Genomic DNA, 15,211 nt, shown 5'->3' with positions numbered 1-15,211 from the left:
ATATTACGCCGGCACAACCCTACAAGCCTTCCATTGACATAAGCCATTACTGCCTATGCGAATAGACGTTATCCGAGCAATGCCATAGGCAACCATACTGCGCTTAATATCAAGCAAGGCCTGAATACAAGGTGGAGCGGCGATATCGCAGACATTCTTTCAATTATCGAGCAGGAACCAATCATGCAGGGTAAATACAGTGCCGTCTTGGGTTCTGTGATTTTAATGCTGGTCTTTAGCCATGCTGCCAACGCATATGAATTGACGTGCCCTCCAAGCGTCAAGGTACAACCGCCCAAGGTCGAGGCATCCGACCATCCGGGATGGCAGATGAGTTCGCGCTGGGTTGAGCTGTCGCTGGATGGCGCAGTATTGGTAAGTGGACCGCCAGAAGGGCTGGCGGACCTAAGACCAGACACAGTGACCGAGAAAGGCCAGTTATTAAGTCTATGGTCTGTTGATAATCCGGTTGATCGAGAACGAGGAATCTGGCTGGCATGCAGTTACGCAAAGCAATACGTAGTGCTGGCAAAAAAAATTGAGCAACCTGTCACTGAATGCAGGATAAGCATCGAGCTTACGCAGCCTTACACGCTACATTGCCAGTAAGACAGAGACCGAACAGATAAATCCAAGTACTTGTATCGAGCTTTGCCTTTGCCAGGACACGAATCCCTTTTCTTACTTCTTGCCGCTGTATTTCAAACAGAAAAAATATGGCCCGACGAGGGCTGACGTGATCAGTGCACGGTCACCCTTCATGGCAGCCCGCATTGTTTTGAACCCAGAAGTTCAAGTTCATCAAAAACAGATAAACCTGCTGTTTGGGGTAGCTGGAGGAGCGACCAGCGCAGCACCGGATCGATGCGGCGGGCGTAGTCAGCGAGGGTTTCGGGTTTCATGGTCAGCCTCCCTGGACCAGAGGCTAGCGGCAGCGGATTTGCAGGAATTGCGATCTTTCGCTGCGCAGCGTAGACCGGGCTCGCGCCCGCAGCGGGGGATCATTCCCGGGCCACCGGCGCCCGGCAACCGCGCCCTGGCGAATCCGGGCATTCCGTCGCGCACGCCGTGCCCGGGGCAGCGGGACGCGGGCCGGCCGTGCTATCGTTGCGCCCCCGCGTCACCCCTGCTCCGGAGCCTTGCCATGAAGTTCATCCATCAACGCGAACACCTCAACGAAGGCGACCTGGTCGTCATCGAGTGCTCGCAGGTCTGCAACATCCGACTGATGAGCGATGCCAACTTCCGCAGCTTCAAGAACGGCGGCCGCCACACCTACCACGGCGGCGCCTTCGACCGCTTCCCGGCGCGCATCACGGTGCCCAGCACCGGCTTCTGGAACATCACCATCGACACGGTGACCCGCCGCGCCATCAGCGTCACCCGCAAGCCCACCCTGAAGCACTCCATCAAGTTCGTGCGCCGCTCCAGCTCCCACATGGGCTGAGCCCGGCCGGCGCGGAAACATTTTCTTTCACCTGACCCTGTCGGTTTTTCCGCGCTCATCCGTCCTTACTGTTAGGCACTCCTCTCCATGCACCTGCCGCGCCCTTGCCGGGGCGGGCCGGTGCCGAGCGCCCCTTTGGCTAGTTTCCGCCCGCCATCCCGGCGGGCGGTCTTTTTCATTGCCCCGAACAGTCAGGACCGCGCTCCGTCATGTCCAAGAAGTCCCGCTCGCGAACCTGGTTCCTGGTCCACAGCTGGCTGGCCCTACCGATCTGGTTCTTCGTCTTTCTCGTCTGCGCCACCGGCACCCTGGCGGTGCTCAGTGAGGAGATCATCTGGCTGGCCAACCCCGACGTGCGCGCCACCCGCCCCGCCGATGACGCCCAGCCCCTCGGCTTCGACCAGGTCGTCGCCGCCATCGCCCGCCAGCAGCCGGATGCCGCCATCGAGTGGCTGGCCAAGCCGGAGGAGGACCACTTCGCCCTCACGGCGGCGGTCAGCTACCCCGACACCCGCACCGCCACGCTCTACGTCAACCCGTACACCGGGGTGATCCAGGGCAGCAGCCCGCTGTTCGACTTCCGCCAGTTCACCCGCGCCCTGCACGGCTGGTGGCTGGTGCCCTTCACCAACGGCTACAGCTGGGGCTGGTACCTGGTGTCGCTGCTGGCCCTGCCGATGCTCGCCTCGCTGGTCACCGGCCTGGTGGTGTACAAGCGCTTCTGGCGCGGCTTCCTGCGGCCGACCCTGCGCATCCGCCAGGGCGCGCGGATCTTCTGGGGCGACTTCCACCGCCTGGTGGGCATCTGGTCCATCTGGTTCATCGCGGTGATCGCCGTCACCGGCACCTGGTTCCTGATCCGCGCGGTGCTCTACGACAACCACATCTCCATCTCCAGCGAAGGCCCGCCCACGCTGATCGCCCGCGAGGCGCTGCCGCGGCCCGAGCCCGGCCAGCCGGTGCCGCGCATCGGCGTGGACCAGGCGGTGGAGGTGGCGACGCGCACCATCCCCGGCTTCGAGGTGAGCTTCGTGACCTTCCCGCCGGACGCCTTCACCCCGCTGGAGGTGGGCGGCCGGGGCTGGTACCCGCTGATGTTCCAGACCGCCGAGGTGAACCCCTACGACGGCACCCTGCTGGGCTCTCACCTGCTCGGCGACCGCAACGCCCTGGAGTTCGTCACCGAGTCCATGCGCCCGCTGCACACCGGCGATTTCGGCGGCATCTGGGTCAAGCTGCTGTGGTTCGTGTTCGGCCTGCTGCTGACGCTGATGGTGCTCAGCGGCCTGCTGATCTGGAGCAAGCGCACCGTGCTGGCCACCGCCAAGGCGATGAAACGCCCACCCCGCCCACGGCCCGCCCCGCGCCCCGCCATCGAGGTGACCGAATGACCGCCCCCGTCCGCTCCCGCCCTGCCCGCCTCTGGCTGCGCTGGCGCTTCCACCTGAGCGCCCTGCTGGTGCTCATCCCCCTCGGCTACATGCCCGCCTACTTCCACGAGGCCAGCCTGGAGCGCGGCCTCCAGGGCCTGGGCGAGCGCCCCATCGGCGAGCTGGCGGTCGGCCCCTGGCGCGTGCACCTGGCGGAATGGGAACGGGGCGAGCCGGTGCGCGAAGGCAAGGCCGGCTACATGAAGGACTTCAGCCTGGCGTTCTGCCGCGAGTGCGACGCCGCGATCAAGGCGGCCTACCTGCGGGTGGGCAAGCCGCGCTACCTGCGCGCGGCCGGCGCCCTCGCCTCGGGCAGCCCCTACCGGCGCCTGGCAGAAGTGCGCATCCCCGAGGACGCCCCGGCGGATGCCGAGCTGTGGCTGACGGTGGAAGGCTGGGACGGCTCGGTGCACCAGGCCGCCCTGCCCCTCGCCCAGGCCTCCCCCGATGTGGTGGCCTGGCTCGGCAAGCGTGGAGGTGGCCGATGAAGCGCTGGCTCGGTGCCCTGCTCCTGCTGGCCGGCGGCAACGCCTGGGGCCATGGGATCTACTGCGAATGCCAGGCCCTGGACGCCACGCAGGTGCGCTGCGTGGGCGGTCTCTCGGACGGCACCGCCACGCCGGGGGCGACCCTGGACGTGCTCGACGATGAGGGGCAGGTGCTCATCCACGGCACCCTGGGCGAGGACTCCAGCTTCACCTTCGAACGCCCGACCGAGGCGTTCCACGTCCTGCTGGAACTGGGCCCCGGGCACACGGCGGAAGTGGAGCCCGAGGCGATCCGCCCGCGCTGAGAACGCGTGGGCGGGAACGGGGGCTAGCGCGGGGCGATGTGCACCACCATCAACTGCACGCTCTCCTGCCCGCGAAACTCGTTCACGTCCAGGCGGTAGGCCAGCTCGGCCCAGCGCACGGTGGGGTTCGGCCAGACGTCGCGGTCGATGTTGAAGGCGATGCCGTCCAGCTGCAGCGAGCCGCACTCGCTCTTGAGCACCAGCTTCAGGTGGCGTTCGCCCACCAGGCGCTGCTGGGCGATCTGGAACACGCCGTGGAACAGCGGCTCGGGGAAGTGCTGGCCCCAGGGGCCGGCCTGGCGCAGGGCGCGGGCCAGTTCCAGGTGGAATTCCTGCAGGCTCAGCTGGCCGTCGGAGAGCAGGCGGCCGGTGAGGTCGTCCTCGGTGAGCTGGCGGCGCACCTCGGCGTCGAAGGCGCTGGCGAAGGCGCCGAAATGCTCCACCGGCAGCGACAGGCCGGCAGCCATGGCGTGGCCACCGAACTTGCTGATCAACCCCGGATGGCGGGCGGCGACGGCGTCCAGCGCATCGCGGATGTGGAACCCCGGCACCGAGCGCGCCGAGCCCTTGAGCAGGCCGTCGCCGGCATCGGCGAAGGCGATGGTCGGGCGGTGGTAACGCTCCTTGAGGCGCGAGGCGAGGATGCCGATGACGCCCTGGTGCCAGTCCGGCTCGAACAGGCAGAGGCCGAACGGCAGGTCTTCCAGCGGCAGGTCCTTGAGCTGGGCCAGGGCCTCGCGCTGCATGCCCTGCTCGATCTGCTTGCGGTCCTGGTTGAGCTGGTCCAGCTCCACGGCCATGTCCTGGGCCAGGGCCTGGTCCTCGCAGAGCAGGCATTCGATGCCCAGGCTCATGTCATCCAGGCGGCCGGCGGCGTTGAGGCGCGGGCCGAGGATGAAGCCGAGGTCGGTGGAGGTGATGCGCGCCGCCGGGCGGCCGGCCACCTCCAGCAGCGCCTTGAGACCGGGACGGGCACGGCCGGCGCGGATGCGCGCCAGGCCCTGGTGCACCAGGATGCGGTTGTTGGCGTCCAGCGGCACCACGTCGGCGACGCTGCCCAGGGCCACCAGGTCCAGCAGCTCGGCGAGGTTCGGCTCGGCCATGCCGCGCCGGGCGAACCAGCCCAGCTCGCGCAGGCGCGCGCGCAGGGCCAGCAGCACGTAGAAGATCACCCCGACCCCAGCCATGGACTTGCTGGGGAACTCGCAGCCCGGCTGGTTGGGGTTGACGATGGCATCCGCCGCCGGCAGTTCCGGGCCCGGCAGGTGGTGGTCGGTGACCAGCACCTTGAGCCCGGCGGCCTTGGCGGCGGCCACGCCGTCGACGCTGGAGATGCCGTTGTCCACGGTCACCAGCAGCTGCGGTTCGCGCTGCAGGGCGACGGCGACGATCTCCGGGGTCAGCCCATAGCCGTACTCGAAGCGGTTGGGCACCAGGTAGTCGACGTGGGCGGCGCCGAGCATGCGCAGGCCGAGCACGCCGACGCAGCTGGCGGTGGCGCCGTCGGCGTCGAAGTCACCGACGAAGAGGATGCGCTGGCGCTGCTCCAGGGCCTCCACCAGCAGCGTCACCGCGGCGTCGATGCCCTTCATCTGCGTGTAGGGGATGAGCCGCGCCAGGCCCTTGTCCAGCTCCTCCGCGCAGCTCACGCCGCGGGCGGCGTAGAGGCGGGTCAGCAGGGGCGGCAGGTTGCCCAGGTCGGGCAGTGTGGCGGGCAGGGGGCGGGGCTCGATACGCATGCGACTCGGTCTTCCGGGGCGAAAAGGGGGTGGATCAGCGTTCGCCGACCAGCCATTCCAGCGGCACGTCGTGCTGGCCGCGTTCGTCGGTGATGAACAGCGAGCCGTCGCTGATCATCAGGGTCCAGCTGATGGAACGCGGCAGGTCGCGGGCCAGTTCTTCCAGGGCTTCCTGGCCGACGGCGACGACGTTGATGTTCTTCAGGTTGCGCACGCTGTCCAGCACCTTGGTCTGCCACACCCGCAGGCTGCCGTAGGCCAGCAGGCTGAAGCGCTCGCAGCGGCGCGAGCACCAGGTGATGCGCTCGGCATCGGGCTGGCCGACTTCGATCCAGTGCAGCACGCGGTCGTCCAGGCTCTTCTCCCACAGCGCCGGCTCGTCCACGTCCGACAGGCCACGGCCGAAGGCCAGCTGCTCGTGGTACCAGAGGCCGTAGGCGATCAGGCGGACCGCCAGGCGTTCCTCGGTCTCGGAGGGGTGCCGGGCCACGGTGAAGCGCAGGGTCTCGTAGACGCCACGGTCCAGGTCGGTGAGGTTGAGTTCGACTTTGTAAGGCGTCGCTTGGAGGGCCATGAAGGGCTTCCTGGTTGGCGAAAAGGCGGCAAGTCTACCTTGAAAGCGCCCCCCATGCCCGGCCCGTACGGCGGCGCGCGGGGCGGAAATGGGCAATCAGTCCCAGGTATGCGCAGCGCGGGTTGCCAGGCCCGGCGACGGCCTTTATAAGACCGACGCCGCGCCCGGTCGGGCGCATGGAACACAGGAAAGGGAAGCCCATGGAACTACTCATTGCCCTGGTCGTGGTCGTGCTCATCGCGGCGGTGCTGTACGCCGTCAACCGCGACGACGGCAGCCTGGAAGCCTATCTGCAGGAGGCTGGCCAGGTGAACCGCACGGCCCTGCTGAGCCTGTTCGAGCCGCGCCTGGCGCTGGACATGGCCCAGGGCCTGCAAGGCGAGGCCCGCCAGCTGGCGTTGCACCAGGTGGCCCCGGCGCTGCTGCGTGCCGGCGAGGAACAGGCCGCACTCACCGCCCTGGCCGAGCTGCGCGACGGCTACCAGCAGAGCGCCCTGGACAACATGCTGGAGCACTACCTGGAAGCCCAGGACCCGCACGCGGCGCTGTCCCTGCTGGAGCGCCTGGAGCGCCCGCTGCCGGAGTCGCCGCTGCTGCAGATCCCGCTGCTGCTCGCCTGCGGCCAGGACGCCCAGGCCCGAGCCCAGCTCGACACCCTCACCCAGCAACAGGAACAGGGCACCAGCCAGAGCCTGTCCGGCCCGCAGAACCTCATCCTCGCCGGGCTGCAGCGTCGCCTGCAGCAACCCCAGGCGGCCCTGCGCAGCCTGGAGCGGGCCTGGGAGCTGCTGGCCCACCCGGAGCCGGACACCAGCCTGCCCCTCCATGACCTGAAGACGGTGCTCGCCGGCCTTGCCGAACTGGGCGAGGTGCCCCGTGCCCTGGCGCTGGCCAGGCAACTGCCGGTGGAGGAACAGGGCCAGGCCGTGCTGGCCTTGATGGAGGGTGGCCAGACCGAGGCCGCCTTCGAACTGCTGGCCGACCTGGGCGAGCAGACCGGCTACTTCACCCATACCGAGTTGATGGACCACGCCCTGGCCATGGCGCAGCCGGATACCGCGCTGCGGGTGGTGGACTGCGCGCCGGCGCATCACTACGACGAACTGCTGCTGCGCCTGGTGGACTGGCACGCCGAGCAGGGCGACCTGGCCCAGGCCAACGCCCTGCTGGACTCCCGCGCCCACGAGCCGGGCCAGCGCATCTGGCTGCTGCTCACCCTGTGGGAGCACCACCTCGGCCGACACCCGTCCTGGGCCGACGAGCTGCGGCGCCAGGCGCTGGCCGAGCTGGAGCGGATCCGTGGCGAGGACAACTGGGGCTGGCTGCGCCTGTTCGCCCTGGAAGGCTGGCTGCGCCAGCAGGCCGCCCTGCCGGCGCACCAGCGCGACGCCTACGGGGTGCGCACGCACCTGGAGGAGATCGAGCAGTTGAATGCCGCCCTGGACCTGGACGGCCGCGTGACCAAGCTGGCCGAGCAGGCCCCGCTGCTGCGCGACCTGGGCGAAGCACCCCGCGCCCAGCGCTGGGTGGAGGCCTGCCTCGTCACCCTGGACGATGCACAGCAGGCCGAGGCCCTGGAAGACGACGAGGACCTCGGCATTTATCTGGAAGCCATCGGCCTGGCCTACCTGGCCCTGGGCGACGCTGCCAGGGCCCAGGCCCTGCAGGCTCGGCTGCAGGCGATGCAAAGCGCCGAACGCAGGCTGGACGAAGCCCTGTTGCTGGACCACATCCGGCACGGCCGCTTCGAAGACGCCATCGCCAGCCTGTCGCTGACCAACGTGATGCGGGAGGAGAACCCCCTCGCCCAGCTGCACCAGGCCATCGACCGCCTGCAGGCGGAAGACCCGCCACGGGCCGCCGCCCTGCGCCAGCAGTTGCTGGACGCGCTGAACAACGGCCTGGTCCAACCCCTTCCCGTGGCGGCCTGAAGGCCGCAGCAACGGAGGCGGCGGCTCAGGCCGCCGACTCGCCGCTGGGCTCGGCCGGGGCCTCGCGGTAGCACTCCACGCGATTGCGCCCCTGGGCCTTGGCCCGGTACAGCGCCTTGTCCGCCAGGGACAGCAGCCGCGACAGGTCGTACCCCGCCTCGCCACTGCCGGCCACGCCGATGCTGACGCTGAGCGGCCCCGGTGCCTCGGGGCAGCTCTCGGCGAACTCGCGGCGGATGCGCTCGGCCACCAGCACGGCGGTGGCGCCATCGGCATCGGCCAGCAGGCAGGCGAACTCTTCCCCACCGATGCGCCCGAACACGTCGTGCCGACGCATGCGCGCGGCGACGATACGGGTGAAGTCCACCAGGGCGGCGTCGCCGCTGGCGTGGCCGTAGGAGTCGTTGAGGCGCTTGAAGTTGTCCAGGTCGCAGAGCAGCAGCACCACGCCCTCCCCGCGCCGTGCGCAGCGCTCCAGCAGGGCCTGGCCGGAATCCATGAAGGCACGGCGGTTGCCGACACCGGTCAGCGGGTCGCTGTAGGCGGCGTGCTTGTACTGCAGCTCGGCGCGCTCACGGACCATGGCCAGGGTGACGAAGGCGACGCCGATGGCGTACAGCAGCGTCTCGAACACCAGCATCGCGAAGAAGGGGCTGGCCTGGCCGTTGACCAGCCGCTGGAACGGCTCGCCCCGGTCCAGCGCCAGGCGCACGCCGTAGGTCGCCACGTGCATGAGGTGCAGCGCCATGGCCGGGGCGATGGACACCTGCAGGCTGCGCCGGGCGCGCCACAGCTCGAAGGCCGCGAGCGCGGTGTAGGTGATCATCAGCACGCAGCTGAGCATGATCCGCGCCGGCAGCGAGGCGTAGAACGCCGGCACGGCGCAGAGCGCCAGCCACAGCAGCGGCCCGGCGAGGAAGCCGGCGAGATGAACGGGCCGGCCGGCGAACACCCGCATGGAGGTCCAACTGGCGGCGCAGCTGAGCTGCAGCAGAACGTTGCCGATGATGATCGGCACCCAGTCCATGCCCAGGCCGCGCAGGCTGCCGAGCACGGTGCAGAAGGCGCCGAGCAGCAGGGTCAGGCTCAGGTAGCCGAGGGTCGGCTCCGGGGTGCCGCGACGCCAGGCCCGCCCGGCGAGGATGCCGAGCAGGGCGAGGATGTAGACGTCCACCAGCACCAGGGTGGGGATGTGAAGGTCCATCTGCACGGTCCAGGGCGGGAAGCTCCCGGCAGCCAGCCTGGGGAAGGCGACGCGCGGGCGGTGGGGTTATCGGCCGTAATGCGAACGGCTTCGCACTTTACTCCCCGACTGTGACAGCGTCACGCACGGCGTTTCAGCGTGGGGCGTAGCGCCCCCAGAGGCTGTCGAACTCCGCCAGGTAGCGCGCCACCAGGTGGGCGTTGTCGATCACCAGGAGGTTCTCCTCGTTGCTGGTGCTGGCGCTGCGGGTCCAGTTGAAGCTGCCGTTGAGCAGCAGGCGGCCGTCGAACAGGGCGAACTTGTGGTGCATGTGGAAGGGGCTGTCGTCGATGCGCACGGCGACCCCGGCCTCGCGCAGGGCCTGGATGTCGCTGCCCTCGTCGTGCTGTTTCTCGTTGTCGCTGATCACCCGCACGCGCACGCCGCGCCCGTGGCAGGCGAGGATCTCGCTGCTGAGCTGGTCGTCGGAGATGGTGTAGACGCAGATGTCCACGCTGTGCCGGGCCTGGCGGCACAGCTCGCGGATCTTGCGCCGGCACTCCTCGCCGGGGCTGAAGTGGGCGCTGGCCACGGCCGGGGCGACGGCACCGGCAAGGTCGAGGGTGCGCACCACCTGCTCCAGCCACTTGAGCGCCGGTTGCAGGTTGGCCGGGTCGGCCTGGCACAGCTCGCGCACCAGGTCGAAGGCGCGGTTGCGCAGGTAGCGCACCTGGTCCGGGCCCAGCTCGCTGCCCAGTTCGCGCAGCTCGTCGCGCTCCTCGTTGCTCAGCTTCAGGTCCTGCAGGCTGTCGCGCAGCTGCTGGTCGAGTCCTGCGAAATCCATGGCGACCTCCGGGTCAGGTGGGCGTGCCGTCGGTGCCGGGCGTCGGCAGGGCGCCACCCAGTTCGTTGAGGCGGTTGGCGATGTCGGTGATGCGGTGGTGGGTGCGCAGGTCGACGTCGATCTTCTTGTCCATGATGCGGATCAGCGGCATGAAGCTGTTCTCCAGGCAGTCGGCCAGGCTCAGCAGCACTTCGCGCACGCCCTCCTGGGCCGGGGCGGTGACGTCCACCTTGAACGCGGCGGGCGGTTGCACCAGCGCCTCCAGGTGTTGCAGCAGGGCCTCCCACGGCACCTCGGCGGCGGCCGGTGCGGGGGCTTCGCTGCGGGCCAGCCCGCGCACGCTCTCCACCAGGTCGTTGAGCTGGGCCACCACGCGGGTGCCGACGTCGCTGTCGCTGCCGCCCATGGATTTGTTGCGCATGAAGTCGCGCTTGATCTGGGTCCAGCGCTCGGCCTGTTCGGCGCTCTGGTTGCCGCGCAGTTCGGCGAGCTTGAGCAGGTTCTCCTCGGCGCCGGTGGTGAGCAGCTGGGATTCGCCCTGGTAGTGGTCGGCCAGCAGTTGCATCAGTTCGGCGTCGTTCATCACGGCGGAGATCTTCTCCGCCATCTTGTTCATGTTGCGGTAGCTGCCCTGCAGCTTGAACGGTGGCTCGGTGCGGTACTGGTCGGCCTGGGCGGCGCTGGCGATGTACTGCTGGTTGACCTTGAGCACCACGTCGCGCACCTGCATGAGGCGTTGCAGGGTGGTGGTGATCTCGTTGATCTCGGCGCCACTATAGCTGTGGCCCAGTTCGTTGGCGGAGAAGGGCTTGCCCTCGGCGCGGTCGACGAAGCGGTAGACGTCGGCCATGTCGCGGGTGGCCAGGGGCGCCAGCACCGGGTTGGAGGTCAGGGCGTTCTCGATGTAGCTGAGGGCGAAGGCGTCCTGCATGCCGCCCAGGGTGTCGCCGAGGTTATAGATGTCGGCGCGGTTGGCGAGCATGTCGGGGATGCGGAACACATCGCCGGACTCGGTGTAGGGGTTGCCGGACATCACCACGCAGAACTTCTTGCCGCGCATGTCGTAGGTCTTGGTGCGGCCCTTCCACACGCCCTCGATGCGCCGGGTACCGTCGCAAAGAGAGATGAATTTCTGCAGGAACTCCGGGTGGGTGTGCTGGATGTCGTCCACGTAGAGCATCACGTTGTTGCCCATCTCCAGGGCCAGGTTGAGCTTCTCCAGCTCCTGGCGCGAAGTGGCGTCGGGCGCCTGGGCCGGGTCCAGCGAGCGCACCTCGTGGCCCAGGGCCGGGCCGTTGATCTTCATGAAGATCAGGCCGAGGCGGTGGGCGACGTACTCCATCAGGGTGGTCTTGCCGTAGCCGGGGGGCGAGATGAGCATCAGGAGGCCCATCAGGTCGGTGCGCTTGTTCTCGCCGACGGTACCCATCTGCTTGGCCAGGTTGTCGCCGATGATGCCGAGGTAGACGTCGTTGATCAGTTTGTTGCGCACGAAGGAGGTCAGCGGGCGCGGCTTGAACTCGGCCAGGCGCAGGGCCTCGCGCTGGCGGGCGACCAGGGCCTGGCGCAGCGCCTGGTACTGGCGCAGGCCGGGCAGCACCTGCTCGCGGTGCTCGCGCAGGCGGCCGAAGAAGTCGTCCACCGCCAGCGCCAGGCTGTGGTCCTGGATGCGCGGGTGCTCGCCCATCAGGCCGCTGACGCTGAAGCGCAGGTCCACTTCGGTGAAGCGCTGCGGGAAGTCGGCACGCAGCAGCGCCAGGGCCACGGCTTCGGCGCGGTAATCGGCGAGACCGGCGAAGCCCTCTTCGCCGCAGAGGCCGTCGAGCCAGTGGCCGACCAGCGCCCACTGGGCCGCCGGGCGCCCGTCCAGGCGGCCCACGGCGGCCTGGTAGTCGTCCCACATGCGCGCGCCTTGCAGGCGCAGCTTGAGCCCTTCGTGCAGCTGGCGGGCGTACTTGCTGAAGGTGAATTCGATGCGCTCGGCGGCCAGTTCCTGCACCAGGTACTCGGCGGCCTCGGCGACCTGGCCCGGCTGCAGGGGCAGCGGGTGCTCGGCAAGGAAGGCCTGCAGGGCGTCGGTCACTTCGGCCTGCAGCGCCAGCAGGCCGTCGGCGCGGCCGAACAGCTGCTGGATGTGCCGGCTGGTGCGGGCACGTTCCGGCCAGGCGGTGCCGCTCTCGCCCTGCCGGGCGGCGTCCCAGAACAGCGTGGCGAAGGCCCGGGGCACGGCGCCGAAGCGCAGCAGCCCGGCGCTTTCGCGCAGGGGCAGCAGGTGCTGGAGGATGGCGGCGGCGTCGTGGTCGTGGATGCCCTTCTCGTAGCCGTCGCGGTAGCGCGGGGCGGCGAAGTCGCGCACCACCCGGGCCAGTTCCTCGGGCTGCGCCAGCAGGGCCTTGAGGCCGTCCAGGCTGAGGCCTTCGCGCTGGCCGTCAGCGGCGTCGAGGACTTCGCCGGCCAGGTATTCGGCGCGGTAGAGGCGCTCGGACTCGGACTCCAGCGCCACCTGCCAGTAGGCCTTGAGGGCGTCCAGCTCGGGGTCGTGCAGGGGTTCGAGGAAGTCGGTGCCGGTGAGGTGCAGGTAGAGCCCGTCGCCCCGGGGCAGCAGGGTCAGGTCCAGCTCCTGGGTGTTGACGCTGAAGCGGTGGCGCGGGCCGAGCTTGATGACGTTGCCGCCGGCTTCGAACAGTTCGCTCTTGTCGCGCAGGGCGCGCACGGCCTGGTCGCGGGCGCCCTTGAGGCGGGCTTCGACGTCGTCGGCCTTGACGCTGTCGTTGAGCTCGCGCAAGCGCTGGGCCAGTTCGCGCAGCTTGAGGATCAGCGGGTCGGCGGCGAAGAAGGCGTTGAGTTCCTCGGCCTGGGTGAATTTGGCGGTGCGTCGGCCGAGGCTGTCGAGGATGCGCCGGGCGGCGTCCTGCAGGCCCTGGGCCTTGCGCTGGCGCTCGTCGAGCAGGGATTGCTTGTGGGCCTCGAAGGTTTCCAGCAGCTCCTCGCGCTTGCTGAGGATGTCGCCGAGGAACTGCTCGTGGTCGCCGAAGCGGCTTTCCAATTCCTCCAGCTGCACCAGCAGGCGCGACAGCTGCTCGTCGCAGCGCTCGGGGTCCTGGGCCTGGGCCAGGGCGTTGACGATGCCCTGGCCGAACAGCTTGAACTGGGCGCCGAACTGGGCCACCGATTCGGTGGAGCCGAGGGCCTTGCGGCGCTGCTCGGCGCGGGCCTTGGCCTGGTTGAGGCGGGCGTAGATCTCGGAGATGGACTCGATGATGCGGGTGCGCTGGGTGGCGTCGTCGATCTGCAGCGAGCCCATCAGGTTGGACAGCATGTCCAGGTCGCCGGCCATGGCCTGCAGGGCCTCCAGCGGCGGTGCCAGGAGGGCGACGGTCTCGGCCTTCTGCGCGTCGGCGTCCAGCGTCTCCAGGCGGGTGACGAAGGGCTGCAGGGCCTGGTCGCTGGCGAGGAAGGTGGCGGTGGCGGCCGCGGTGCGCGCCTGGGCCTCCTGCAGCTCGGCCTCCATGGCGTCGATGCGGGCGACGTCGATGTAGCGGTAGTCACGGATGGTCAGCAGCAGGCCGCGCTGGGCGGTGATGCCGTTGAGGGCGTCGACGTAGTCCTGGGCCTGTTCCCAGCCGGCGGCCTGGAGGCGCCCGAGCAGGGCCTTCTGCTGCGCTTCGGCGCCGGCCATGGCCTGGTCGGACTGGCGGCGGATGCTCTCGACCTTCTCGTATTCGTCCAGCACCCGTTCGGCGGTGGCGGCCACTTCCCGCAGCAGCGGGGCGAGCCCGTCGAGCTCGTCGCTGCCGAGCCAGTGGTAGACGTCGAACAGGCGACGGGTGCCCTGGCACAGCTGGGTGTAGCGCTGCACCGAGACGGAGGGGGTCTCGATCTCGCGGCACAGGCCGTACAGGTCGGAGACGCCGCGCACCAGTTCGGCGTTGCCGATGCGCCCGAAGAAGCCGCTGCGGGCCGGCTGGCGGGCGGCGTACTCCTCGGTGAAGAACGGGGTCTGCCAGATCTGCATGGGGTGGATGCGGGTCGGCTCGTCGCCCTCGGCGGCGAAGATCACCATGCGCCCGTCTTCCAGGCGCGCGTAGCCGTGGCCGAACAGCGGGTTCTGCAGCTGGCGGCTGATGAGGTTGTAGGTGAGCAGGACCGAACGGCCCTCCTCGGGGTGGTAGAAGATGTACTGCACGTCTTCGCCGTTGGGCGAGCGCACGCTGCGCTTGAAGCGCATGCCGGCCATGGAGGCGTCGAAGGTCTTGTATTCGCCGTTCTGCAGGTAGCAGCCGCCGGGGAAGATGATGCCGTGGTCCTCGGGCAGCTGGACGCAGGCCTGGCCGATGGCGTCGATGCGCTCCACCTGGCGGGTCAGGCTGTTGTAGACCAGGTAGCGCCACTGCTCCTCGCGGTAGGGCAGCACCTTGAGCAGCACCAGGCTGCCGAGGCGGGCGAATTCGATCTGGGCGTCGTCGAGGGACTGGGTCTTGTCCACCACCTCTTCGCGGTAGATGCCGAGGCCGTCCTCGGTGTTGTTCTCCACCTTGATGGTGAGGTCGCCACCGATGGTCTCGACGAACACGGTGTCGAGGATGTTCAGGTGCGGGTGGCGGCCCTGGACCACCATCTCGCGGGTGGCCTTCTTCCATTCGAAGTCGAAGGGCGACGGCAGGGCGATGTCGCGCTCGCCGCGGTTGTCGATGTAGCGCACCTCGCGCCCGTCGCTGGAGAGGGACCAGCGGAACACGCGGATGTCGGTGATGCGCTCGCCGATCTGGAAGCTCGCCAGCAGCTTGCCGTCGCGGATGGCCAGCTGCAGCAGGCGGGTGTTCTTGTAGTAGGTGTAGAGCTCGTTGAAGTCGTTGAGGAAGCCCTGGGCGGCGAGGAAGGTGCCTTCCAGCGGCACCGGTTCGGCCTCATAGCCCTCCTCCCCTTCCACCAGGCGGTAGAGGGAGAAGACGTCGGCGATGCCGGTTTCCTTCCTCAGGCCGATGAAGACGTTGTAGCCGAACAGCAGGCAGTCGCCGACCTGGACGATGTCGCGGGCGATGCAGTTGTTCTCGGTGCGGATGCGCACCCGGCCGACCACGTCCATGCGGCTGTCGCCGAAGGCTTCGAGGCGGCGCTGGTTGAGGCTGTCGGTGGTCTGCCGCAGGCGCTGCCCCTGGTCCTGCAGGCGCTTGTGCAGCACCTCGTAGGCGCCGCCTTCGGCGACGGCCTTGTCCAATACATCCTGTGCGGGGGTTGCGGCGGTGACGTCCGACATCGTGTTCTTCCTG

The 15,211-nt window shown here is 68.7% G+C and carries 12 protein-coding genes; 6 read left to right on the top strand and 6 right to left on the bottom strand.

What is annotated here, in order from left to right; all coding sequences use genetic code 11:
• Positions 1–183: 183 nt before the first annotated feature.
• On the top strand, positions 184–609 hold the full coding sequence (locus tag RTK35_RS20285) for an STY0301 family protein (RefSeq protein ID WP_316908826.1): 426 nt from the start codon (positions 184–186) through the stop codon (positions 607–609).
• A 149-nt stretch (positions 610–758) separates the two neighbouring features.
• Here RTK35_RS20285 and RTK35_RS20280 read toward each other — a convergent pair whose 3' ends face one another.
• Positions 759–902, bottom strand: coding sequence for a hypothetical protein (locus RTK35_RS20280; protein ID WP_182850865.1), 144 nt, complete (start codon positions 900–902; stop codon positions 759–761).
• A gap of 242 nt (positions 903–1,144) precedes the next feature.
• Between RTK35_RS20280 and RTK35_RS20275 the strand changes: the two genes are divergently transcribed.
• From RTK35_RS20275 to RTK35_RS20260, 4 genes are all read left to right on the top strand, one after another.
• Entirely contained in the window at positions 1,145–1,447 is a 303-nt protein-coding gene (locus tag RTK35_RS20275; RefSeq protein WP_044400048.1) for a DUF1883 domain-containing protein, read from the top strand.
• 209 nt (positions 1,448–1,656) lie between these two features.
• Positions 1,657–2,838 (top strand): PepSY domain-containing protein, encoded by a 1,182-nt coding sequence (locus RTK35_RS20270; protein WP_316908825.1) that lies wholly within the window; start codon positions 1,657–1,659, stop codon positions 2,836–2,838.
• Positions 2,835–3,365: a thiamine pyrophosphate-binding protein gene (locus RTK35_RS20265; RefSeq protein ID WP_316908824.1), complete on the top strand. Its 531-nt coding sequence runs from the start codon at positions 2,835–2,837 to the stop codon at positions 3,363–3,365. Before RTK35_RS20270 ends, RTK35_RS20265 begins: the two co-directional genes overlap by 4 nt.
• Complete coding sequence (locus RTK35_RS20260) at positions 3,362–3,670, top strand: hypothetical protein (RefSeq protein WP_236214201.1); 309 nt, start codon at positions 3,362–3,364, stop codon at positions 3,668–3,670. Before RTK35_RS20265 ends, RTK35_RS20260 begins: the two co-directional genes overlap by 4 nt.
• A 23-nt stretch (positions 3,671–3,693) precedes the next feature.
• Here RTK35_RS20260 and recJ read toward each other — a convergent pair whose 3' ends face one another.
• Together recJ and RTK35_RS20250 are read right to left on the bottom strand one after the other, a co-directional pair.
• On the bottom strand, positions 3,694–5,409 hold the full coding sequence (recJ, locus tag RTK35_RS20255) for a single-stranded-DNA-specific exonuclease RecJ (RefSeq protein ID WP_107331321.1): 1,716 nt from the start codon (positions 5,407–5,409) through the stop codon (positions 3,694–3,696).
• A gap of 34 nt (positions 5,410–5,443) precedes the next feature.
• Positions 5,444–5,983, bottom strand: coding sequence for a YaeQ family protein (locus tag RTK35_RS20250; protein ID WP_044405855.1), 540 nt, complete (start codon positions 5,981–5,983; stop codon positions 5,444–5,446).
• 200 nt (positions 5,984–6,183) lie between these two features.
• Here RTK35_RS20250 and RTK35_RS20245 point away from each other — a divergent pair, with 200 nt between their 5' ends.
• The gene (locus tag RTK35_RS20245; RefSeq protein WP_316908823.1) at positions 6,184–7,914 is read left to right on the top strand and encodes a hypothetical protein; all 1,731 of its coding nucleotides are present in this window, start codon (positions 6,184–6,186) and stop codon (positions 7,912–7,914) included.
• Between the two features lie 25 nt (positions 7,915–7,939).
• Here RTK35_RS20245 and RTK35_RS20240 read toward each other — a convergent pair whose 3' ends face one another.
• The 3 genes from RTK35_RS20240 to RTK35_RS20230 all read right to left on the bottom strand — a co-directional run bounded on the left by RTK35_RS20240 (position 7,940) and on the right by RTK35_RS20230 (position 15,198).
• Positions 7,940–9,118 (bottom strand): GGDEF domain-containing protein, encoded by a 1,179-nt coding sequence (locus RTK35_RS20240; protein ID WP_074970951.1) that lies wholly within the window; start codon positions 9,116–9,118, stop codon positions 7,940–7,942.
• 133 nt (positions 9,119–9,251) lie between these two features.
• Positions 9,252–9,941 carry a phospholipase D-like domain-containing protein gene (locus RTK35_RS20235; RefSeq protein ID WP_316908822.1) on the bottom strand — a complete coding sequence of 230 codons (690 nt, stop codon included), beginning with the start codon at positions 9,939–9,941 and terminating at the stop codon, positions 9,252–9,254.
• Positions 9,942–9,954: 13 nt separating this feature from the next.
• Entirely contained in the window at positions 9,955–15,198 is a 5,244-nt protein-coding gene (locus tag RTK35_RS20230; RefSeq protein WP_316908821.1) for a DNA repair ATPase, read from the bottom strand.
• Between the last annotated feature and the right edge of the window lie 13 nt (positions 15,199–15,211).

It is taken from the genome of Pseudomonas sp. zfem003, from assembly GCF_032621675.1.
GTDB lineage: Bacteria > Pseudomonadota > Gammaproteobacteria > Pseudomonadales > Pseudomonadaceae > Metapseudomonas > Metapseudomonas otitidis.
The sequence above is the reverse complement of the archived record's forward strand: the minus strand, read 5'-3'. Positions and strand labels throughout refer to the sequence as shown.

Coding starts and splice junctions, on each gene's coding strand:
- RTK35_RS20285 (WP_316908826.1), top strand. CDS start 184: ATGCAGGGTAAATACAGTGCCGTCTTGGGTTCTGTGATTTTAATGCTG.
- RTK35_RS20280 (WP_182850865.1), bottom strand. CDS start 902: ATGAAACCCGAAACCCTCGCTGACTACGCCCGCCGCATCGATCCGGTG.
- RTK35_RS20275 (WP_044400048.1), top strand. CDS start 1,145: ATGAAGTTCATCCATCAACGCGAACACCTCAACGAAGGCGACCTGGTC.
- RTK35_RS20270 (WP_316908825.1), top strand. CDS start 1,657: ATGTCCAAGAAGTCCCGCTCGCGAACCTGGTTCCTGGTCCACAGCTGG.
- RTK35_RS20265 (WP_316908824.1), top strand. CDS start 2,835: ATGACCGCCCCCGTCCGCTCCCGCCCTGCCCGCCTCTGGCTGCGCTGG.
- RTK35_RS20260 (WP_236214201.1), top strand. CDS start 3,362: ATGAAGCGCTGGCTCGGTGCCCTGCTCCTGCTGGCCGGCGGCAACGCC.
- recJ (WP_107331321.1), bottom strand. CDS start 5,409: ATGCGTATCGAGCCCCGCCCCCTGCCCGCCACACTGCCCGACCTGGGC.
- RTK35_RS20250 (WP_044405855.1), bottom strand. CDS start 5,983: ATGGCCCTCCAAGCGACGCCTTACAAAGTCGAACTCAACCTCACCGAC.
- RTK35_RS20245 (WP_316908823.1), top strand. CDS start 6,184: ATGGAACTACTCATTGCCCTGGTCGTGGTCGTGCTCATCGCGGCGGTG.
- RTK35_RS20240 (WP_074970951.1), bottom strand. CDS start 9,118: ATGGACCTTCACATCCCCACCCTGGTGCTGGTGGACGTCTACATCCTC.
- RTK35_RS20235 (WP_316908822.1), bottom strand. CDS start 9,941: ATGGATTTCGCAGGACTCGACCAGCAGCTGCGCGACAGCCTGCAGGAC.
- RTK35_RS20230 (WP_316908821.1), bottom strand. CDS start 15,198: ATGTCGGACGTCACCGCCGCAACCCCCGCACAGGATGTATTGGACAAG.